The sequence below is a fragment of the Halospina denitrificans genome (genome assembly GCF_004364635.1).
In the GTDB taxonomy this organism is placed as follows: domain Bacteria; phylum Pseudomonadota; class Gammaproteobacteria; order Pseudomonadales; family Oleiphilaceae; genus Halospina; species Halospina denitrificans.
In genome coordinates this window covers 206604-226114 of record NZ_SOAX01000002.1, presented here as the reverse complement: position 1 = coordinate 226114, position 19511 = coordinate 206604, and the positions used below count along the sequence as shown (strand labels likewise).

Genomic DNA, 19511 nt, shown 5'->3' with positions numbered 1-19511 from the left:
CGATGATGGTTCACGGCGAGCAGGTTCGTTTGACACCCCGGGAGCGCAAGGTGATCCGGAAGCTGACCGGTATCGATCCCCATTTCATCCGTGACCGCGAGGGGCTGGAGCGCTTCTACAACCAGTACCTTCAGAGCTATCCTACCGACACCCCCGAAATCCGTCTCGTCAAGGCGCTGCTGCGGCGCAGCATCCAGTAGGCTTGCCGGCGACTTCTTCTGTTATTGCTTTCTGTATTAACTTTTAAAACATTGATGTTTCGCAAGGGCGTCATTCGTGTGCTTTATTAGAGTAATAGAAAGCGGGAATAATAAAAGAGGCTTCCGATGTCCGACCCAGGGGAAGTGCCGGAACAAGACCGCAGAAAGCATGAAATCCAGCTTTTCATCTTCCTGATCGTACTCTTATTTCCTCTGCTGACCTTCATGATCGTCGGCGGGTATGGCTTTGGCGTCTGGATGTTCCAGGCGCTGGTCGGCCCGCCCGGTCCTCCCGGCGGCTGAGGGAGTGGAACAATGACCGACAACCTGAGTCGTCGCGGATTTTTCCGACAGGCCAGCGGGCGCGGTGATGTCCGGCGTCCGCCCTGGACCGGGGACGATTTCACCGACCAGTGCACCCGCTGCAATGCCTGTATCGATGCCTGTCCGGAAGCGATCCTGATCAGGGGTGACGGTGGCTTCCCGGAGATCCGCTTCGACGTCAATGGCTGCACGCTTTGCGGTGACTGCGTTGCCGTCTGCGAGGAAGCGGTCTTCGATACGGCCAGACCGGCTTTCCCCTGGCATGCCTCCATCCAATCCCACTGTCTTGCCCTTGCGGGCATCCATTGCCAGAGCTGTCAGGACGCCTGCGACTACAACGCCATCCAATTTCCGCCACGACTGGGGTCGGCACCCCGGCCCGAGCTGGATACGGACGCTTGCGTCGGGTGCGGGGCCTGTCTCCCGGCCTGTCCCAATAATGCCATTGCGCTGGAGGTTGCCAATGGATGATCCCATCCACATCGCCAGCCTGCTTGTTCAGGTCCAACCGGATCGGCTGGTGTCGGTCCGGGACTGGCTCGCGGCGCAGTCCGGCGCCGAGATACGCGGTGAAGACGCGGCTGGCAAACTGGTAGTGGTCCTGGAGAGCAGTGGTGAAAGAGCGATTCTGGACCTGATTGAAGCGACGGAAGTCCGCGAAGGAACCCTGTCGGCCAATCTGGTTTATCACGAGATCATCAACGCGGAAGACGCGGAACAACATGAGGAGGTCCAGCCATGACGATGACGCGTCGGGAGTTCGCCAAGGCCAATGCGGCCGCGGCGGCAGCGGCCACGGCGGGAATGGCTATTCCCGCCGGAGCCAGCAATCTGATCACCAACCAGGAGCTGACCTCCCTGAAGTGGAATAAGGCACCCTGCCGGTTCTGTGGTGTGGGGTGCAGTGTCATGGTGGGGACCCGCGACGGGCAGATTGTGGCAACCCACGGGGACAATCAGTCCGAGGTCAACCGCGGCCTGAACTGTGTTAAAGGCTATTTCCTCTCCAAGATCCTCTATGGTCGGGACCGACTCCAGCAGCCGCTGCTTCGCAAGAAGGACGGCGAATATCACAAGGAGGGTGAATTCGAGGAGGTTTCCTGGGACGAAGCACTGGACATCATGGCAGAGAAATTCAAATCCGCGATCCGGGAACATGGCCCCGAGAGTGTGGGGATGTTTGGCTCCGGGCAGTGGACCATCTGGGAAGGCTACGCGGCCAGCAAGCTCATGAAGGCCGGCTTCCGCACCAACAATATCGACCCCAACGCCCGCCACTGCATGGCCTCCGCGGTGGGCGGCTTCATGCGCACCTTTGGGGCGGACGAGCCCATGGGCGTGTACGACGACATCGAGCATGCCGATGCCTTCGTCATCTGGGGCTCGAACATGGCGGAGATGCACCCGATCCTCTGGACACGGGTAACCGACCGGCGCCTCTCCTTCCCGGATACCGAGGTGGCAGTGCTGTCCACTTTCGAGCATCGCAGCTTTGACCTGGCCGATACCGGCATGGTCATGCATCCCCATGCCGACGTCGTCATCCTGAATTACATTGCCAACCACATCATCCAGTCCGGCAATGTGAATCAGGACTTTGTTGAGAATCACACCAACTTTGTCCGTAACGTGACGGATATTGGCTATGGCCTGCGGCCGGAGGATGAGCGCCAGAAGAACGCCGAGAACGCGGACAATCCCAACAGCTGGTCCTCCATGACCTTTGAGGAATTCCGGGACCACGTCAGCGAGTTCACCCTGGAGCGGGCCTCCCGGGAGTCCGGCGTGCGGGAGTCGCAGCTGAAGAAGCTGGCGGAGATCTACGCGGATCCGGATAAGAAAGTGATGACCTTCTGGACCATGGGCGTGAACCAGCACACTCGTGGTGTCTGGGTAAACAACCTGATCTACAACCTGCACCTGCTGACCGGAAAGATCGCGCAGCCGGGCAATAGCCCCTTCTCGCTGACAGGGCAGCCGTCAGCCTGTGGCACGGCCCGTGAAGTGGGCACCTTCGCCCATCGGCTGCCGGCGGACATGGTGGTCGCGAATGAGGACCATCGCCGGAAGGCCGAGAAGATCTGGAAACTTCCCGAGGGCACCATTCCGGGCAAGGTCGGCTTCCATGCGGTGGAGCAGAGCCGCCAGCTCCGCGACGGCAATCTCAAGGTCTACTGGACCCAGGTGACCAACAACGTCCAGGCGGGGCCGAACTCGACCGAGGAGACCTATCCGGGGTGGCGGAATCCGGAATCCTTCATCATTGTCTCCGACATGTATCCGACCGTCTCCGCCCAGGCCGCGGATCTGATTCTTCCGACCGCATCCTGGACGGAAAAGGAGGGTGCTTTCGGCAACTCCGAACGACGCACCCAGTTCTGGTATGAGCTGGTCAAGGCACCTGGCGAGTCACGCTCCGATGTGTGGCAAACGGTTGCCCTGTCCAAACGGATCCGCATTGACGAGGTCTGGTCGGAGGAGCAGCTTGCCAAGGCACCGGAGCTGCGTGACAAGACGTTATTTGACGTGCTCTTTGCCAATGGCCAGGTGGATCAGTATCCATTGGATGATATGAATGCCGAGTACCCGAACCATGAGTCCGAGGACTTCGGGTTCTACCTCCAGAAAGGACTGTTCGAGGAGTACCGCCGATTCGGTGAGGGCAAAGGCAAGGACCTGGCGGACTTCGAGACCTACCATGAAACGCGTGGTCTGCGCTGGCCCGTCATTGATGGCGAGGAAACGCTCTGGCGCTACCGCGAGGGTGCTGATCCCTATGTGGAGGAAGGTACGGGCTTCCAGTTCTACGGCAAGCCTGACAACCGGGCCCTGATCTTTGCAGTGCCCGATGAGCCGCCGGCGGAAAGCCCGGACGACGAATATCCGTTCTGGCTGTGCACCGGCCGTGTCCTGGAGCACTGGCACACCGGTTCCATGACGCGTCGTGTTCCGGAACTGCATCAGGCAGTACCGGACGCGCTGGTCTACATGAATATCGAGGACGCGGAGTCCCAGGGACTGCGGCGGGGCAGTGAGATAAAACTCAGCACCCGACGCGGGGCCATCCGCGCGCGGGTTGAAACCCGCGGCAGGGTGAAGCCGCCCAGGGGGCTGATCTTCGTGCCCTTCTTTGACGCCAGCAAACTGATCAACAAGCTTACGCTTGATGCCACGGACCCGATTTCCAAGCAGACCGACTTCAAGAAGTGTGCGGCGCGCGTGGAAATGGTGAGCCTGGGTTAATGCGTCGGGAACAGGGGGAAAGATCATGAAAAGCTTCATTGCCAGTATCGTTATCCTGGTGACCGCTGTTCTCGGGATGGCGGTTGCATCGGAAATCTCCGATCCACCCAGACCGGAGGGGGTCCGTGGTGCGGCATTCAGCGAAACCCCGGAGGCGCCGCCCATTGCGGGTGTCACGGAAAGGCGCGGGCGCATGGAACGCAACTATCCGGAACAGCCGCCGGTGATCCCGCACAAGGTTGAGGGCTACCAGCTCGACAAGCGGTTCAATCGCTGCCTTGACTGCCACAGTCGAAACGCCTCGCCCGAGTCCGGCGCACCGATGGTGAGCGTCACCCATTTCATGGATCGCGATAAGCAGGTTCTCGCCGCCGTGTCCCCGGATCGGTATTTCTGCACCCAGTGCCATGTCCCGCAGACCGATGCCGAGCCCCTGGTTGAAAACCAGTTCCGCACTGTGGATGAGGTTCTCCGGGATCTTGCGGACCAGAGAAAGCAGTAAGGAGAGCGCATCATGAAAGACTGGTTCCGCTACTACTGGCGGCTTCTCTGGCGCCCAAGCGTGCACATCAGCCTGGGTATTCTGGTGTTGGGAGGATTCATTGCCGGGATTATCTTCTGGGGTGGCTTCAACACCGCCATGGAATACACCAACACCGAGAAATTCTGCGTGTCGTGCCACGAGATGCGGGATAATGTGTTTGAGGAACTGAAGCAGACGGTGCATTACAACAACCGCTCGGGTGTTCGGGCGACCTGCTCCGATTGCCACGTTCCACACGACTGGACCCATAAGATCGGCCGGAAAATGGAAGCGTCCAAGGAGGTCTGGGGCTGGGTGTTCGGCACCATCAATACGCCGGAGAAGTTCGAGGCCAAACGGCGTGAGCTGGCGGAACGGGAATGGCAGCGGCTGGAAGCCAACGATTCGCTGGAATGCCGCAACTGCCATGAGTTCGACTCCATGGATTTCACGCGGCAGAGCCCGAGAGCCGTGGAAGCGCACTCAACGGCGCTGGCCGGCGAGGAGGCCACCTGCATCGATTGTCATAAGGGCATCGCCCACGAACTGCCGGATATGTCCGGCGTCCATAACCGATAGCCACCAACAGAAACGCCCGCACGGAGGCGGGCGTTTGAGGGCTACTGGAGCGGCTGTGGTTCAGTAGCGGTAGGTGGCCTGAACACTCAGGATATCGGCGGAGCTTTCGAACTCGCCGTTGAGTGTCGACTGACCAACTGGTCCCGCGCCAGGCGCATTGATGACCTGAGTGTTGTTGATTTTCGTGTCTTTAATGAACAGGTGCGAGTAGCTGGCATCCAGTTCGAGACCGTTAGCGAACTCATACCCAGCACCAAGACTGACCCAGTTGCGGTGGTTGTCCGGAACACGGGGCGTACGGGTTTCCGCATTTTGTACGGCCGATTCCTCGAAAGTATAACCCCCGCGAAGCGTCAGCTGTTCAGTTTGCTCCCAGGCAGCACCGATCGAGCCGCGCCAGCTGTTTTTAAAGTCCAGTGCAAGGGAATCACCGACCCCAGGTGTTGCTGTTTCAATGGTGATGGTATCTACACGGCTCCAGCGCGTGTAGGCCGCATCGGCCAGAAGCGTCAGCCGGTTTTCATCCCCAAAGCCTTGGCTGAAACTGAGCGTTGCACTTTCGGGAAGTTCGACCGAGGCACTGGCATCAACGCTGGTGCCGCCTAGAGTCAAGTCACCGTCCAGAGAATGGGAAATCTCGGAGCGATAGGCAAGGCCAATCCGGGTTGCTTCGAGAGGCTGAAACAGCAGGCCGGCGTTATACCCGACGCTCCATGAATCGCCCTCTACTTCGGTTTCATCAGTAATTAGTGCGCCGGTGTTTGGGTCTTGACCCACAACCCTTTGCTGAATAAGCGTAGCGTCAAATTTCTGAATATTGATACCAAAGCCGATACTGACCGAGTCATTAATTTCATGGGCAATATTGGGGTTGATATTAATTCCCCGGATATCCGACTCAATTCCGTTAAAACGGCCGATCCAGTCAGAATCGTACTTGGTGTTGGAGCCGTAGGGCGCGTTGATGGAAATGCCCACTGCCCAGTCGTCCCGGAAGGGCGCCATATAATAGAAGCTGGGAGCTAAGCCTCCCTCATCTGACATGCTTTCATCCCCCGGAAGAGGGGTGCCACCAATAGTTACCGATGAATTTTCGTCCGTGAAATCAAACTCCGGCATGATCTGCGCAAAGCTGCCGCTCACGGCTGCCTTGTCATTCAGAACCATCCCCGCCGGGTTGTAGAAAACGGTTGCCGGATCTTCCGCCATAACGGCCGTGCCGGCATGGGAAGTACCGCCGGATTTGGCGCTGTGACTGTTAAGGCCGAAACCGGCGCCCTGAACCGATACAGGAATAACGGCAGCGGCGATCGCGACGCTGATGAGTTTCTTGTGGGTCGTTGCCATGACGTTGTTCTCCATTGGAATTGTACTGTGCGGACAGCGTGGCCCAATAATACATGGCAATTGCCTGAATAAAAGGCAATGTTACACAGTGTAACCTTAGGTAATTGTACGCACGGGGCACCTCTCCGCGGGTCGAGGTGGGGAGGGAGTTCCACTGCTGAAGAGCCGGTGATAGAGTGAGTGCGATCCCGGTTCAGCGGTCAGGGCTTCTGTTATGACTACCAAAGAAGAGCGCAAACAGTTCCTTGAGGAAATGGAAGGTGTGAAACCCATCCGTAAACCCGACCGTGCGGATGTGGATGCGTCACAGCGGATCACACCTGGCCAGCTCGAACGTCGCCGTGCCGCCGTGCTTGAGGCTACGCCGGATCGTAACCCGCTGACGGTCACGGAGGTTGGGTGGCTTGGCCCGTCCGACGAGCTGAGCTTCAAGCGCGATGGCATCCAGCATGGCGTCTTCAAGAAACTGCGCCTGGGCCAGTACCCGATTGAGGCGCGACTGGACCTCCATCGGATGACGGTCGAGGAGGCACGCCAGGAGGTGTTCAACTTCCTGCGGGAGTGCATGCGGCGTGGCGTTCGTTCAGGACTGATCATGCATGGCAAGGGCGAACGCAATCCGGACCGTATTGCCACCATCAAGAGTCATCTGGCGGTTTGGCTGCCCCAGCTTCCGGATGTTATGGCCTTCCACTCCGCACAGAAACACCATGGCGGGACTGGCGCCGTCTACTTCATGCTCCGCAAGAGTCCGGAAGAGCGGGAGCGCAACCGCGAGCGCTTCAGCGGCCACTGATAACCAAAAACAACAGACAGAGAGACAACCATGAGCAGAAGCCTCAGGGTCAATGGTACTGACCACGAGATCCATTCCGATGGAGAGACCCCACTGCTGTGGGTATTGCGCGACGAACTTGGGCTTAAAGGCAGCAAGTTCGGCTGTGGTATCGGCCAGTGTGGCGCCTGTACTGTGCATATTGATGGCAGGGCCATGCGCAGTTGCATCACCCCGGTGCAGGAGGTGTCAGCGCCAGTGACGACCATTGAGGGTCTGGCTACGGAAGCCGGGCTTCACCCCGTCCAGGAAGCCTGGATTGACCACAACGTCCCCCAGTGCGGTTATTGCCAGTCAGGGCAGGTCATGAGCGCCGTGGCGTTGCTGGAGGAAGAACCGAATCCGGACGACGAGCGTATCCGCCGTTTCATGTCCGGTAACCTGTGCCGCTGTGGCACCTATCCTCGCATCCATGCCGCCATCCGTGCTGTTGCTGACGGAGGTGATGCATGAACGTTTCACGCCGTGACCTGTTCCGCCTGGGTGCCGCCGGTTCCGGGGCCCTGGTTCTGAGTATGACGCTTCCGGGCTGTGCCAGCCGCCAGGGCAGGGAGCCTTCCCATGAGGGAGGATGGGCGCCCAATGCCTGGCTGGAGCTGGACCCGGAGGGTAACGTGATCTTTACGCTGGCCCGCGTAGAGATGGGCCAGGGCACCTACACGGGGATCACAACCCTGGTCGCCGAGGAACTTGATATACCCCCGGAACGGATCGAGGTCCGGTTTGCGCCGGTGGGGTCTGATTACACCAATCCCCAGTATCAACTCCAGGTGACGGGCGGCAGCACCAGCCTGCGCACCAGCTGGCAGCCAATCCGTGCCGGAGCGGCGAGGGTGCGCCACGTTCTCGTTAAGGCGGCCGCGGCAGTCTGGCAGGTTAAGAGTGAACAGATCACCACCCGTGACGGCGCCGCCCATCATCCGGATGGCAATCAGAGGCTGCCATACGGGGATCTGGTTTCCCTTGCCTCACGCCAGTCACTGCCGGATGAGGTTGAGCTCAAGCACGAGGATGACTTCCGCTATATTGGCAGGCATAACCGGCGTCTTGACGCCCGCGCCAAGGTGACCGGCGAGGCGGTATTTGGTATTGACGTGGAGCGTGAGGGGCTGGTTTATGCCGTCGTGAGCCGTCCGCCAATGCAGGGAGCCTGGTTTGAATCAGTGGAGGACGCAGAGGCCCGGAAAATGCCGGGAGTGATTGACGTTTTTACGATCGATCGCGGCGTGGCCGTGGTGGCGGAAACCTACTGGCAGGCGCGCAAGGCCCAGGAGAAACTGGACATCCGCTGGGATGAAACGGATGCCGTAACCAAGGACCATCAGGCGGTTTTCACCCAGTATCGTCGCGCGGCTGACGACAGCAGCGGGGATACCGAACGCAGTGAAGGGGATGCCATGGGACGCCTTGAAGCCACCGATGACCGGTTCGAGGCGGAATACGAGGCGCCTTTCCTGGCGCATGCCACCATGGAGCCCCAGAACGCGACTGCCGAGGTGACCGATATCGGCATGCAGGTCTGGGCGCCGACCCAGGGACCGGATATGGCGCGGATCGCCGCCGCCCGGGTCAGCCGTTTTTCGCCCGACGAGATTACCGTGCATACGACCTTTCTGGGCGGCGGGTTCGGGCGCCGGCTCACCCAGGAGTACGTTGAGGAAGTCGCTGCCATCGCTGACCGCGTGGAGCGCCCGGTCAAGCTGATCTGGTCCCGGGAGGAGGACATCCGGCATGACATGTACCGCCCGGCCATGCTCCACCGGTTCCGGGCCGCGCTTGACGGCTCGCGCATCCAGGCCTGGGATCACCAGATTACCGGTCCGCTGATTTTTGACTGGTTTGCCCGCAATGCGGCGGCTGCCCAGTATCCCTGGGCGCCCAAGTTCCTGTACAACACCCTGGCCTCCATGGGGCGCATGACCGAGGACACCTTCCTCACGCCCAAGGACCATTCCGCCATTGAGGGCGCGGTGGAGTACCCCTATGACGTACCGGATATCATGGTCCGACATACCCACGCGGATGCCGGGATTCCGGTAAGTTACTGGCGCTCCGTGGGCCATTCCCACAATGGCTTTGCGGTTGAGACCTTCATGGACGAGCTTGCCCATCAAGCGGGTGAGGATCCGGTAGCCTTCCGGCTCAAACACCTTGCGGACATGCCGCGGCACCGGCGTGTGCTGGAACTGGCGGCCGAAAAGGCGGACTGGTCCGGTCCGCTTCCCGAAGGGCGCGCCCGTGGCGTGGCGCTGCACCGCAGCTTTGGCACCTATGTGGCCCAGGTTGTCGAGGCCAGTATCGAGAACCAGCGCATCCGGGTGCATCGAGTGGTCTGTGCCACCGACTGTGGGCAGATGGTCAACCCGGATGTTGTGCGCATGCAGATGGAAGGCGGGATCATTTTCGGCCTTACCGCAGCGCTCTATGGCTGGATCGACTGGGAGGACGGTCGGCTCCAGCAGAGCAACTTCCACGACTATACCCTGATGCGCCAGGACGAAACCCCTGAGATTGATGTGATCCTGGTGGACAGCGACGAGGGGCCCCAGGGCGTTGGCGAGCCCGGTACGCCTCCGGCAATTCCGGCCCTTGGGAATGCGCTTTTCGCGTTGACCGGTGATCGCCAGCGACGCACGCCCTTCAGTGCGGGAACCGCCAATGCCTGAGCCCGGCGATGCTGACCTGAGTACTCGCGTGATCCGGGACCTTGCCCGCTGGCTGGGCAATGGCCAGCGGGCCTGGCTGTGCACGGTGGTGCGCACCTGGGGATCTTCCCCGAGGCCTCCCGGCTCGCTTCTTGCCGTGAATGAAGAGGGCGAGTGGAGCGGCTCCGTATCCGGGGGCTGCCTTGAGGAGCAGTTGATCCGCCAGGTCTCGACGGAATCGAATCCAGGCACAACCCCCGAGGTGGTGGATTACGGTGTCACGGAATCGGATCAGCAGCAGTGGCGGCTGCCCTGTGGTGGCCGGATGCGTCTGGTGGTGGAACCTCTGGACCCGGGTCGCCACGCGGCGCCCGTTTCGATGCTGCTTGAAGCGATTGACGAACGCCGACCGGTCACACGTCGGGTCAACCTGACGAGCGGCGAATGGAGTTTTGTAGCGTCTTCGGTTCCGGAGACCGTTGAGGAAACCGACGGGACACTGCTCCACACCCTGGGCCCGCAGGCCCGGATGCTACTTATCGGCGCCGGTGAAGTGGCCCGCTATGTGGCCCGGATTGCCTTGATGAACGGGTTCTCGGTCACGCTTTGCGAACCCCGCGAACTGTTTCTCCAGGGGTGGGATGAGCCCGGCGTCGAGGTTCGGGAAAGTCTCCCGGACGATCTGGTGCGCACGGAATTCAGTGATGCCTACTGCGCCATACTGGCCCTTGGGCACGACCCGCGTATCGATGATATGGGCCTGCTTGCCGCACTGGAATCCGAAGCCTTCTACATCGGAGCCATGGGGTCACAGCGAACAGCAGCGCAGCGACGCGAACGCCTGCACCAGCTGGGCGTGACGGACTCCGCCATGGAGCGGTTGCATGCCCCCATCGGATTCCAGATCGGGAGCAAGTCACCACCCGAGATTGCGGTGGCGGCCATAGCCGAGGTGCTGGCTGAACGCCATCGGCTGCTGCGACGTATGATCTGTAGCCATCCTGAATAAGGCCATTGTCCACGCTACGGGGTTGCTGCCTTGATCCGGTCCTGTCTCACTCTTGTGCTCAGCCTTCTGCTCCTGATGGGGTGTCCTCTAACCGGCAGTCGCGAGGACGCGGCGGCATCCTACGTTGAGACGCTTGGGCAGAGCCTTGAGATTGATCCTGACTTCTCGCGGATCCCGACCGTAACGGCGCTGCCCAGCAAGCGGGCGCGTCGGCTGGAGATGCCCGAGATTGATATGGGGCTGATGGACTTCCTGTCTCTCTACGGGTGTGAACTCCAGCTCGTTGTCGGTGAGCGCACCAGTACTCTGGGGCGGGTCGCGCATCCCGGGACCCGGCTGGACTACCACATCAAGTTCATAAGCGCGGCCGAGGATTGCCTGCCGAAGATCGACAGCGAGACGCGTGCCCAATCCCTGCGCGCCGCCGCCCAGGCCAAGCGTGATTCCATACCCGAGGCCCTCTGGAATGGCATCTGGGGCGCGAGTGAAATGGAAGGCTTCTTCAGCCGTAGCGGGGGAACCCTGCCCGCAGATCCCGACCCCGAGGTATTTCGGGACGCCTCCGCCCGGATTGGGATCGTGTTGGCCATGATTGATGCCCTCGAACCTGGCCGGGTTCCCGAGGAGCTTGGCCAACTCAACAGTGTCTATAAGCACTGGCAGGCCCGCCCTTTGGCCGGACAGGTCCTGCGCAGCGCGGAAGCGCTCCGGGCCCGGCTGGACGATGCGACCGATCTGCTGCGCAGGCGCCTTGGTCAGGCCTCTCCGTGCGCCGCGGGTGCTGATGCCTATCGGCGCCTCTTTGAAAAGCAATACCTCGGTTCCATGGTGCCGCGACTGAGTCTGGTCCGCCATGATGGCCGACGGCTTTTTGATCGCCTCCACCACTTGCTGCATGCCCCCGGAGCGCCCGTGCCCGATGCCATGTCGCCCTTTATCGAGCGGAACCTGCAGACCGGCCCGGGAAGCATCTGGTATGCGCTGGATCAATCCATAAGCGGCCATATCAAAGCGTGGAACCAGCTGTTGGCTCAATGTCGACAGAGCTGATCATCGCCGCTTTGAGCAAGGAATTGCGCGGGATGTGAGCCGGTCGCTTTTGCCGGCCCGGGGATCCTGTTAAAACCCCATCACAACCCTCAAGTGAAAAAGGATGGAAGTCATGGGAGCGCGTTTCACGCTCACGCTTGTCGTGGTGATGGCGGCTGGCCTCGGTGGCTGTTTCGAGTCTCAGCGGGATGAGACCTTTGAAGACACCGTCGTTCTCGATGATGTGGACGTCCGGGTCCTGAATGCCATGGCCGATGCGCCAGAGCTGACGCTGGACGTGGATGATGAAGCCCGGGCAGAGGCGCTGGGCTATGCTGAGACCGGCGATTTCACCCTGCCCGCCAACCACTACCGCTTCCGGGTGAGGGGCGATACCGGGCATGAGACCCTCGCGACCCTGCTTGACGGTGCCCAGGATAACCTTGAGGAAGACAAACGCTATGATCTGATCCTCACTGGCCACCTCAACAATGACTCCCAGCAGGTGGTGCTCTTCGGCGAAGATGACGAGACCTTTGAAGGCGAAACCCAGGAGGAACGGGACGCCGAGAACGAAGAAAATGACCCGGAAACGGACGACAGCCCCCTGGAGCAGGTCCGGCTGCGCGCGGCCCACCTCATTCAGGGCGCCGACCCCGTGGACCTGTATCTGGATGACGAGCCCGGCCAGGCCCTGGACGGAGACAGGGAGCCCGATGCCACCCTGGGTTTCGCAAGTCGGTCCGAGCCGCTGCTGGTAGAGAAGGGGGTCTATCGCCTTCGGCTGACCGAGGCGGGGAACCAACAGAATGTGATCTATGACAGCGGTTCCCGCCTGGACTTCGAAATGGACCAGGATCTGCTGCTTGCTGCCGTGCCTAACACGGGCATTGATAACGCCGATCACCCGGTGAGCCTGGTCGTTCTGGATGAATTGGAAACCAGGGTGTTTCCCCACAACGATCAGCAGGGCGGTATCCAGTTTGTTCATGCAGCTGAGGGACTCGAGGATCCGGTTGATGTGCTTGTTGATGAGACCGTCCTTGCCGATGAGGTGGTGTTCCCGGATGTAGAACCCGGATCGGGCCCTCTTGGTTATGAGTTGAGCAGCGCCAACGACTATGAGGTTGAGGTCATAGACTCTGCGACTGCAGAGGATGACGATCCCCCACCGCCAGTCGCCAACAAGAACGTCCGAGTTAATCGTGGCCGTGGTCTGAGTGCGGTTCTGGTTGAGAGCGAAGAGGATCCGGCGAGTGAGGAGATTATCGTTCTGAATAACGATGATCGCCCCGTTGTGACCAATGCGCGTGTTCGGGTGGTGCATGCGGCCGGCGGAATCAGGGACAAGAATGTCGACATCTACGTGCTGCCGCCAGACCAGTCTCTCAGCGAGGACGGAACCGTGCAGGAACCCTGGGTTTCGGGTCTGGGGTATCTGGGGCGATCAGGATACCGCCCTGTTCCCGAGAATACCGATTACAAGCTGGTGGTAACCGCCAGCGGAGACTCCGAAGACCGCCTGTTGGAAGAAAGTCCAATATCGCTGGAGAATGGAGGAAACTATCGCCTGATCATTTCGGGAGATGATGGCACCAGCGACCCTGTTCACCTGATCCGCCTGGGAGGCGTCAGGTAGTCTCCCAGGGATGCTTGGGCCGGTCGACTTCCAGAACCCGGGCCTTGCCCGGTTCAATATCCTTCCAGTGCCCCACATCGAATGCCATGCGCACGACGGCGCAGGTGGGCAGGTCATGGGTCTGGAACCCGGCGAGTCGATTGACCAGCTCGGTAATGTCCGGGTTGTGACCCACGAGCCAGACTTCCCCGGCGCTGTCTGGAAAACGCCGTATACGCTCCAGCAACTGCGTGTCGTCGGCCATGTAGAGGCCGGATTCGGCCTCCAGGTCCGCTTCCGGGTAACCCACAGCCTGCGCGAGGATCAGTGCGGTCTCCCGTGCCCTGCGGGCTGAGCTGCAATAGAACCGGTCCGGTCGCTGGCCTCGCGCCGCGAGCCGTGCCCCCATGTCAGGAGCATCACGCTGGCCGCGTTCGTTAATGGGCCGATCGAAGTCGCGCATATTCGGATCGTCCCAGCTGGACTTGGCGTGACGGATCAGCACAAGGATACGTGTTTGCGGTTGTGTCTGGGGCATTGGGCTCTCATGCTCCGTGAGTTGTCTGGTCCAGCATGCATTCTGCATGGGAATCCGTGGGTGCGTGAAGTCTGGCGGCAGCCCACTCGACTACTTCCGGTTTTTGGTCATGCGGAAGGTCAGCTCCGGGGAAAGCCGCTTGAGCCACAGGGCCATCATTTCCTTGCCCTCGCCAACCGGGATTTCCCGCTTCCCCTTGCCGAGACCGGCCAGAATCACCTCGGCCGCCTTGTCCGGTGCCATACCGCCGGCATTGTCGGCGTCCGCCTCGCCAAAGGGTGTGCCGTCCCCGGTCAGGGAATTCTCCGCCACGGGCGTACTGACGAAACCGGGGACAATGGTTGATACCTCAATGCCCTCGTCCTCGACTTCGGCGCGGAGGGCGTCAAAGAATCCCATAACGGCGTGCTTGGCCGCGCAGTACCCTGTGCGGAGCCGGACACCGACCTTGCCGGCAACACTGGATGTGACAGCGATATGGCCACTGCCGTGTTCAAGCATGTGGGGCAGCACCGTCTTGGTCAGCGCGATCTGCCCCATCACGTCCACATCCATCAGTTTCTGGTAGACCGAAAGGTCGGTGTCCTTGCAGAGTGAGCGCTGGGAGATGCCCGCGTTATTGATCAGCAGGTCAATCCGCCCGAAGCGTTCCAGCACCTGGTCCGTTGCCGGGGCCAGGGTGTCGGTCTGCGTAACGTCCAGGGGCAGAACCATTGCATGATCCGCAGCGTTGCTCTGTCTGTTGCACTCGTCGGCGACCCGCTTGAGTTCTTCTTCCCGGCGTGCGGATAGCACGAGGCGGGCACCCTCGCGCGCGAATGCCACCGCGAGTGCTTCTCCGATACCGGAGGACGCGCCGGTGATCCAGATAACCTGATTCTGGAACATCATCATTGGCTCCTGATCTTGTATTTCCGTCCATCTTCGCCGCGTTGAAGGTGGATTGTCGAATTTCTCCCGGAACCTGGCTTTCCGGTTAAACTGCGTCATGGGTCTGTGAAGAGACCAGTACAGATGCGATGTCTTTATAGGGGGATGAATGATCACGGATGGCGTTCTACTGGTCGCGGGTATTGTACTGCTGGCCCTCGGGGGTGAGTTCCTGATCCGGGGCGCGCTCGGTGCCGCACGACGGGTTGGTATATCCCCATTGCTGAGCGGGCTTGTGATTGTGGGGTTCGGGACCTCGGCACCGGAGCTGGTGGTTTCCGTGGATGCCGCCCTGGCGGGTAAGCCGGATATTGCGGTCGGTAATGTTGTCGGCAGCAACATCGGCAACATTCTGCTGATTCTTGGTGTTACCGCGGTCATCCTGCCGTTGGGATACCAGACTATGGCGCTGCGTCGGGACGCGGTGGCCATGGTTGCCGCCTCCCTTGCCGCTGTGCTGCTTGCCTGGGGCAGTGGCTTGGGGTGGTTTGACGGTCTTGTCATGGTTTTAGGGCTGGGCGGGTATCTTTGCTGGGCCTATCTCACGGAACGCAGTGGGTCGACGCTCTCCGGTGAGGTTCACAGGGCGGAGGCAGGGGAAGTCTCGCTTCTGCCCTCGACAGCCTGGATGCTGACCCTGGCGCTGGTGGCGGGGCTGGCGTTGCTGATTGGCGGATCCCGCCTGTTGCTTCATGGAGCCACGGGCCTCGCGACGTCGCTGGGTGTACCGGAGGCGGTGGTCGGCCTCACCATCGTGGCGGTGGGAACCTCTCTGCCGGAGCTTTCGGTATCGGTGATCGCAGCCCTGCGTCGGCACGCGGATGTGGCCGTCGGCAATATCCTGGGCAGTAATATTTTCAATGTCCTGGGCATACTCGGCCTCTCGGCACTGCTGCAGCCATTGCCGTTCGCCGAGCGCGTCCTTGAGTTTGACCAGTGGGTCATGCTGGGAACGGCCGTGCTGCTGTGCGTTTTTCTGGTTACCGGCAAGCGGCTGGACCGTATTGAGGGGGGACTCCTTCTGGCAGGCTATGTCGGTTACCTGGTGCTGAGTTTCACGCTCTTTGCCGGGTCAGGAGGGTAAAAGGCCCCGGCGCTTGGCGCGCACCAATCGCCCGATGGTGATCAGGTTGGTTACGAAGATAATGGCTTCCGTCAGGGTTCCGCCAATGGAGCCGATCAGGATGTTGTTGAGTGTCCAGGCGAGGGCGGCTCCGGCCAGCACAATGCGCATGGGAATACCACGCAGGATGAACATGCCAACGGTTCCGAGGACAGCGGCGGTCATGGGAAAGATATCAATGGGTCCCTGCCAGGTGAAGGCGGCGGCGAGGGCGCTGAGAAGCAGCATTATGGTCATGGCGGTCCAGCTGCCGTAAAAGCGTCGTGCCAGGGCAATGCGGACAATAATGAGAAGGGTTAGCGCGGCTGCGGTCCAGCTCGAGAACAGCAGGAAGTGGATGGCGAAGGCAATATTGGCGCCGATGAGAAGAACCAGCAGGCGGTCGTCCCGCTTGCTGGAAAAACCGGCAATACACAGGGCCAGCCCCACGAGGCTGATGATCTGGCCGGCTAAAAGCTGGGGGGTCAGGTTATCGAGCATGAACCCGATGATACATGCCCGTTAACCGGAAGGTCTGTAGGGGGTTGCCACAGGCAACCCCCGCACACCCTATCGCTGGAAGGAGCGACGTCCACCCTGGCGGTTGCCGTTTCCGTTGCCCGGACGCGGTCCCTGGCGGGGCCGTTGCTGGGGTTCAAAACCCTGCACGGTGCTGGACGGAATCTCTTTCTTCACAACCTTGCGGATACTGGCGAACTGGCCCTTTTCGTGACCGCTGACCAGCGATATCGCTGATCCCTGCTCGCCACCACGGCCGGTACGGCCAATCCGGTGAACGTAGTCGTCCGGGTTGTCCGGCATGTCGTAGTTGACGACGTAATCCAGCCGATCGATGTCGATGCCGCGAGCGGCTACGTCGGTAGCGATCAGGGCGCGTACGCTGTTCTGCTTGAACTGCTTCAGGGCCTTGGTCCGTGCGCCCTGGCTCTTGTCGCCATGAATGGCGGTGGAGCGGATGCCGTCCTGTTCCAGCTGCTTGGCAAGCTGGTCAGCGCCGCGCTTGGTGCGGGTGAATACCAGCACCTGGCCCCAGTTCTCGGTGCCGATCAGGTGCGTCAGCAGCTCGCGCTTGCGGTTGGAGTCGACCATATAGGCGCTCTGGTCGATCTGCTCGCCGGCGGAGTTGCGTGCTGCGGTTTCGATCAGCTCGGGGCTGTTCATGAAGTTGCGTGCCAGCTTCTGGATCGGCGCCGAGAAAGTGGCGGAGAACAGCAGCGTCTGGCGGGACTTGGGCAGTGTTTTCACGATTTTCTCAATCGCCGGGAAAAAGCCCATGTCCAGCATGCGGTCGGCTTCGTCCAGGATCAGTGTTTCCACACCGGAAAGATCAACAGTGCCACGCTCCATGTGGTCCATCAGACGGCCGGGTGTTGCCACAAGGATGTCGACGCCGCTGTTCATCTGGCGGATCTGCGGGCCGATACCTGCGCCGCCGCAGACGGAAAGCGAGCGCAGCTTGAGATGACGGCCATAGGTGCGGACGCTGTCCTCTACCTGGGCGGCCAGTTCCCGTGTGGGAGCCAGTACCAGTGCCTTGATATGGCGGCGGCCGCCGTCGGCCTGGGCCGCAATCTTCTGCAGCATGGGCAGGGTGAAAGCGGCGGTCTTGCCCGTTCCGGTCTGGGCACTGGCCATCAGGTCCTTACCCTGGAGGGCAGCCGGAATGGCTTTCTCCTGGATGGACGTGGCCTTGGTGTAACCCTGATCCTTGATCGAGCGAAGCAGTTCGGCCGAAAGGCCGAGAGAGTCAAAAGACATTCAGTGTTTCCTGTTTATAACGCCAGAGCGGTTAGCGCCTGAACTGTATGCAGGCGGATTTTTAGCTGATCGGGAATGGCCCTGGCTCGTGCAGTCCGCGATGAGCATGCGGAGACCAACCGGCGAAACAGAGGCCGGGAAACGGCCGAAGGAGGCGGAGGGAACAACGCAGGGCGGAGTCTAACACAGCGATTGGTCAGCGGCTATCGGAATTATTCTCTGAAAAGCGCTGCATGATGTCGAGGGTCTCCTCGCTTACGTGGTGTTCCATGCCTTCGGCATCAATCCGGGCCGTGGCATCGTCCACACCCAGCGAGCGCAGGAAGCGCAGAACCACCGCGTGGCGCTCCCGCGAGCGGTTGGCCATTTCCCGCCCCCGGTCGGTCAGGAAGATGGAGCGATAGGGTTCGTTGTTGACGAAGCCGAGCTCGTTCAGACGCCGGATCATGCGCGCCACCGTGGCCTGGCGGACGCCCATGCGGGCCGCAATATCGGTGGCCCGGGCCTCGCCGCCGTGGTCGAGCAGGTCACCGATCAGTTCCACATAGTCCTCGATCAGTTCCGTTTCATGAGCATCCCGTACCGCCTTGTACTGACGGGCGTGCTGCTCGGTCGGTGGCAGGGCGTCTTCCGCGTCGGTGGGGCGGGCGCTGCTTCTGGCCTGGTCGGTTCTATCGTTCATGGTCGGACTATATCGAAGTTGGTCGGAGGCAACAACCAGGACCCTATAAAAGTTAGCACTTGCTAAAAAGGTTTGTCCTGCTGTTAGAATAGCATTCAAGACAAGAGCGGTTTCATGTGGGAAGGTTGCTCTGAACGGACAGGCACATTTATGAAGGAATGCACGATGAAAGCCCGTTACCTGTTGCTGTTGTCGCTTCTGACCTTGACGGCCTGTGGTGCCGACACGGCGGATGAGCGGCCCAAGGTGGTTACCACCATTGCCATGATCTCGGATGTCGCGCGCAATGTGGCCGGAGACTGTGTGCAAGTGACGCCGTTGATGGGGCCCGGGGTTGATCCCCATCTCTATGAAGCAAGAGCCAGCGATATCAAGCGGCTCAGGGATGCGGACGCGATCCTGTATGCCGGCTTTTCGCTGGAAGGCCAGATGGCCAATGTCCTGGAGAAGCTGGGCAGCCGGAAACCGTCGTTGGCCGTGGGACCGGCTTCGTTCGACGAATCGGATCTGATCTCCCATGAGGATTACGCGATTGATCCACACCTTTGGATGGACGTCGGGCGTTGGTTGCAGATCGTGCCGTCGGTAACCGAGCAGCTGGTGGACATTGCCCCGGAGTGTGAACAGGCAATGCGCCAACGCGCTGAACAATACCGCGAGGAACTGGCGGCGCTGGACGGCTGGATTCAGGAGAGCATCGCGAGCATTCCGGAACGACAGCGGATCCTGATCACCGCCCATGATGCTTTCGGGTACTATGGTCTGGCCTATGATATTGATGTGAAGGGGATTCAGGGCATCAGCACCGATAGCGAGGCGGCCATTGCCGACATCCGGGACATGGTGACGACCGTGGTTGAGCGCAACGTGCCCGCCGTGTTCATCGAGAGCACCATTAATCCGAGGACCATTGAGTCCGTGATTGATGGCGCGGGAGAACGTGGTCACAGCGTTCGCATTGGCGGCGAACTCTTTTCCGACGCCATGGGCGAGGAAGGGACTGCCGGGGGAACCTACATTGGCATGCTGCGCTCGAATACCGTTGAGATCGTCGAGGGCCTGGGCGGTGAAACCGCCTCCTGGCCCGCCACTCTGGATGGCTGGAAGCAACGCTGGGAGCCATAGGAA

Annotated in this window: 21 protein-coding genes; 15 read left to right on the top strand and 6 right to left on the bottom strand. The window is 60.7% G+C overall.

Annotation, left to right across the window (positions count from 1 at the left end; translation table 11 throughout):
* Positions 1 to 2: 2 nt before the first annotated feature.
* From DES49_RS04705 to DES49_RS04675, 7 genes are all read left to right on the top strand, one after another.
* Positions 3 to 200, top strand: a complete 198-nt coding sequence (locus DES49_RS04705) for a hypothetical protein (protein WP_133735234.1) — start codon at positions 3 to 5, stop codon at positions 198 to 200.
* 126 nt (positions 201 to 326) lie between these two features.
* Positions 327 to 503 carry a periplasmic nitrate reductase, NapE protein gene (locus DES49_RS04700; RefSeq protein ID WP_133735233.1) on the top strand — a complete coding sequence of 59 codons (177 nt, stop codon included), beginning with the start codon at positions 327 to 329 and terminating at the stop codon, positions 501 to 503.
* 12 nt (positions 504 to 515) lie between these two features.
* Positions 516 to 995, top strand: coding sequence for a ferredoxin-type protein NapF (gene napF / locus DES49_RS04695; RefSeq protein ID WP_133735232.1), 480 nt, complete (start codon positions 516 to 518; stop codon positions 993 to 995).
* Positions 988 to 1266 (top strand): chaperone NapD, encoded by a 279-nt coding sequence (locus tag DES49_RS04690; protein WP_133735231.1) that lies wholly within the window; start codon positions 988 to 990, stop codon positions 1264 to 1266. Before napF ends, DES49_RS04690 begins: the two co-directional genes overlap by 8 nt.
* Positions 1263 to 3767 carry a nitrate reductase catalytic subunit NapA gene (gene napA / locus DES49_RS04685; RefSeq protein ID WP_133735230.1) on the top strand — a complete coding sequence of 835 codons (2505 nt, stop codon included), beginning with the start codon at positions 1263 to 1265 and terminating at the stop codon, positions 3765 to 3767. Before DES49_RS04690 ends, napA begins: the two co-directional genes overlap by 4 nt.
* Positions 3768 to 3792: 25 nt before the next feature.
* Positions 3793 to 4269 (top strand): nitrate reductase cytochrome c-type subunit, encoded by a 477-nt coding sequence (locus DES49_RS04680; RefSeq protein ID WP_133735229.1) that lies wholly within the window; start codon positions 3793 to 3795, stop codon positions 4267 to 4269.
* A 12-nt stretch (positions 4270 to 4281) separates the two neighbouring features.
* Positions 4282 to 4869, top strand: a complete 588-nt coding sequence (locus DES49_RS04675) for a NapC/NirT family cytochrome c (protein WP_133735228.1) — start codon at positions 4282 to 4284, stop codon at positions 4867 to 4869.
* Between the two features lie 60 nt (positions 4870 to 4929).
* Here DES49_RS04675 and DES49_RS04670 read toward each other — a convergent pair whose 3' ends face one another.
* A complete protein-coding gene (locus DES49_RS04670) occupies positions 4930 to 6216 on the bottom strand; it encodes an OmpP1/FadL family transporter (RefSeq protein ID WP_166645989.1) in 1287 nt (428 codons plus the stop codon).
* A gap of 214 nt (positions 6217 to 6430) precedes the next feature.
* Between DES49_RS04670 and smrA the strand changes: the two genes are divergently transcribed.
* The 6 genes from smrA (at position 6431) to DES49_RS04640 (ending at position 13373) form a co-directional block, all read left to right on the top strand.
* Positions 6431 to 7012: a DNA endonuclease SmrA gene (gene smrA / locus DES49_RS04665; RefSeq protein WP_133735226.1), complete on the top strand. Its 582-nt coding sequence runs from the start codon at positions 6431 to 6433 to the stop codon at positions 7010 to 7012.
* 30 nt (positions 7013 to 7042) lie between these two features.
* A complete protein-coding gene (locus tag DES49_RS04660; RefSeq protein ID WP_133735225.1) occupies positions 7043 to 7504 on the top strand; it encodes a (2Fe-2S)-binding protein in 462 nt (153 codons plus the stop codon).
* Positions 7501 to 9717: a xanthine dehydrogenase family protein molybdopterin-binding subunit gene (locus DES49_RS04655; protein ID WP_133735224.1), complete on the top strand. Its 2217-nt coding sequence runs from the start codon at positions 7501 to 7503 to the stop codon at positions 9715 to 9717. Before DES49_RS04660 ends, DES49_RS04655 begins: the two co-directional genes overlap by 4 nt.
* Positions 9710 to 10705, top strand: coding sequence for an XdhC family protein (locus DES49_RS04650; RefSeq protein ID WP_133735223.1), 996 nt, complete (start codon positions 9710 to 9712; stop codon positions 10703 to 10705). The genes DES49_RS04655 and DES49_RS04650 overlap by 8 nt, the downstream gene beginning before the upstream one ends.
* Before the next feature lie 30 nt (positions 10706 to 10735).
* On the top strand, positions 10736 to 11755 hold the full coding sequence (locus DES49_RS04645) for a DUF3080 family protein (protein ID WP_133735222.1): 1020 nt from the start codon (positions 10736 to 10738) through the stop codon (positions 11753 to 11755).
* Positions 11756 to 11867: 112 nt separating this feature from the next.
* Positions 11868 to 13373: a DUF4397 domain-containing protein gene (locus tag DES49_RS04640; RefSeq protein WP_166645988.1), complete on the top strand. Its 1506-nt coding sequence runs from the start codon at positions 11868 to 11870 to the stop codon at positions 13371 to 13373.
* Here the strand turns inward: DES49_RS04640 and DES49_RS04635 are convergent.
* Both DES49_RS04635 and DES49_RS04630 read right to left on the bottom strand, forming a co-directional pair.
* Positions 13366 to 13890, bottom strand: coding sequence for a SixA phosphatase family protein (locus tag DES49_RS04635; protein ID WP_166645987.1), 525 nt, complete (start codon positions 13888 to 13890; stop codon positions 13366 to 13368). The genes DES49_RS04640 and DES49_RS04635 overlap by 8 nt on opposite strands.
* Before the next feature lie 90 nt (positions 13891 to 13980).
* Complete coding sequence (locus tag DES49_RS04630; protein ID WP_133735682.1) at positions 13981 to 14778, bottom strand: SDR family oxidoreductase; 798 nt, start codon at positions 14776 to 14778, stop codon at positions 13981 to 13983.
* A gap of 151 nt (positions 14779 to 14929) precedes the next feature.
* Here DES49_RS04630 and DES49_RS04625 point away from each other — a divergent pair, with 151 nt between their 5' ends.
* Positions 14930 to 15904 (top strand): calcium/sodium antiporter, encoded by a 975-nt coding sequence (locus DES49_RS04625; protein ID WP_208297017.1) that lies wholly within the window; start codon positions 14930 to 14932, stop codon positions 15902 to 15904.
* Here DES49_RS04625 and DES49_RS04620 read toward each other — a convergent pair.
* The 3 genes from DES49_RS04620 to mntR all read right to left on the bottom strand — a co-directional run bounded on the left by DES49_RS04620 (position 15893) and on the right by mntR (position 18383).
* Entirely contained in the window at positions 15893 to 16423 is a 531-nt protein-coding gene (locus tag DES49_RS04620) for a YgjV family protein (RefSeq protein WP_133735219.1), read from the bottom strand. The two genes, DES49_RS04625 and DES49_RS04620, sit on opposite strands and share 12 nt — an antisense overlap.
* A gap of 69 nt (positions 16424 to 16492) precedes the next feature.
* Positions 16493 to 17701, bottom strand: coding sequence for a DEAD/DEAH box helicase (locus DES49_RS04615; RefSeq protein ID WP_133735218.1), 1209 nt, complete (start codon positions 17699 to 17701; stop codon positions 16493 to 16495).
* A gap of 196 nt (positions 17702 to 17897) precedes the next feature.
* Positions 17898 to 18383, bottom strand: a complete 486-nt coding sequence (gene mntR, locus DES49_RS04610; RefSeq protein WP_133735217.1) for a manganese-binding transcriptional regulator MntR — start codon at positions 18381 to 18383, stop codon at positions 17898 to 17900.
* 165 nt (positions 18384 to 18548) lie between these two features.
* Here mntR and DES49_RS04605 point away from each other — a divergent pair, with 165 nt between their 5' ends.
* Positions 18549 to 19508 carry a metal ABC transporter solute-binding protein, Zn/Mn family gene (locus DES49_RS04605; RefSeq protein WP_133735216.1) on the top strand — a complete coding sequence of 320 codons (960 nt, stop codon included), beginning with the start codon at positions 18549 to 18551 and terminating at the stop codon, positions 19506 to 19508.
* Positions 19509 to 19511 lie beyond the last annotated feature (3 nt).

Bases quoted from the DNA above. Each gene is read 5' to 3' on its own strand.
- DES49_RS04705 (WP_133735234.1), top strand. From the start codon at position 3: ATGATGGTTCACGGCGAGCAGGTTCGTTTGACACCCCGGGAGCGCAAG.
- DES49_RS04700 (WP_133735233.1), top strand. From the start codon at position 327: ATGTCCGACCCAGGGGAAGTGCCGGAACAAGACCGCAGAAAGCATGAA.
- napF (WP_133735232.1), top strand. From the start codon at position 516: ATGACCGACAACCTGAGTCGTCGCGGATTTTTCCGACAGGCCAGCGGG.
- DES49_RS04690 (WP_133735231.1), top strand. From the start codon at position 988: ATGGATGATCCCATCCACATCGCCAGCCTGCTTGTTCAGGTCCAACCG.
- napA (WP_133735230.1), top strand. From the start codon at position 1,263: ATGACGATGACGCGTCGGGAGTTCGCCAAGGCCAATGCGGCCGCGGCG.
- DES49_RS04680 (WP_133735229.1), top strand. From the start codon at position 3,793: ATGAAAAGCTTCATTGCCAGTATCGTTATCCTGGTGACCGCTGTTCTC.
- DES49_RS04675 (WP_133735228.1), top strand. From the start codon at position 4,282: ATGAAAGACTGGTTCCGCTACTACTGGCGGCTTCTCTGGCGCCCAAGC.
- DES49_RS04670 (WP_166645989.1), bottom strand. From the start codon at position 6,216: ATGGCAACGACCCACAAGAAACTCATCAGCGTCGCGATCGCCGCTGCC.
- smrA (WP_133735226.1), top strand. From the start codon at position 6,431: ATGACTACCAAAGAAGAGCGCAAACAGTTCCTTGAGGAAATGGAAGGT.
- DES49_RS04660 (WP_133735225.1), top strand. From the start codon at position 7,043: ATGAGCAGAAGCCTCAGGGTCAATGGTACTGACCACGAGATCCATTCC.
- DES49_RS04655 (WP_133735224.1), top strand. From the start codon at position 7,501: ATGAACGTTTCACGCCGTGACCTGTTCCGCCTGGGTGCCGCCGGTTCC.
- DES49_RS04650 (WP_133735223.1), top strand. From the start codon at position 9,710: ATGCCTGAGCCCGGCGATGCTGACCTGAGTACTCGCGTGATCCGGGAC.
- DES49_RS04640 (WP_166645988.1), top strand. From the start codon at position 11,868: ATGGGAGCGCGTTTCACGCTCACGCTTGTCGTGGTGATGGCGGCTGGC.
- DES49_RS04635 (WP_166645987.1), bottom strand. From the start codon at position 13,890: ATGCCCCAGACACAACCGCAAACACGTATCCTTGTGCTGATCCGTCAC.
- DES49_RS04630 (WP_133735682.1), bottom strand. From the start codon at position 14,778: ATGTTCCAGAATCAGGTTATCTGGATCACCGGCGCGTCCTCCGGTATC.
- DES49_RS04625 (WP_208297017.1), top strand. From the start codon at position 14,930: ATGATCACGGATGGCGTTCTACTGGTCGCGGGTATTGTACTGCTGGCC.
- DES49_RS04620 (WP_133735219.1), bottom strand. From the start codon at position 16,423: ATGCTCGATAACCTGACCCCCCAGCTTTTAGCCGGCCAGATCATCAGC.
- DES49_RS04615 (WP_133735218.1), bottom strand. From the start codon at position 17,701: ATGTCTTTTGACTCTCTCGGCCTTTCGGCCGAACTGCTTCGCTCGATC.
- mntR (WP_133735217.1), bottom strand. From the start codon at position 18,383: ATGAACGATAGAACCGACCAGGCCAGAAGCAGCGCCCGCCCCACCGAC.
- DES49_RS04605 (WP_133735216.1), top strand. From the start codon at position 18,549: ATGAAAGCCCGTTACCTGTTGCTGTTGTCGCTTCTGACCTTGACGGCC.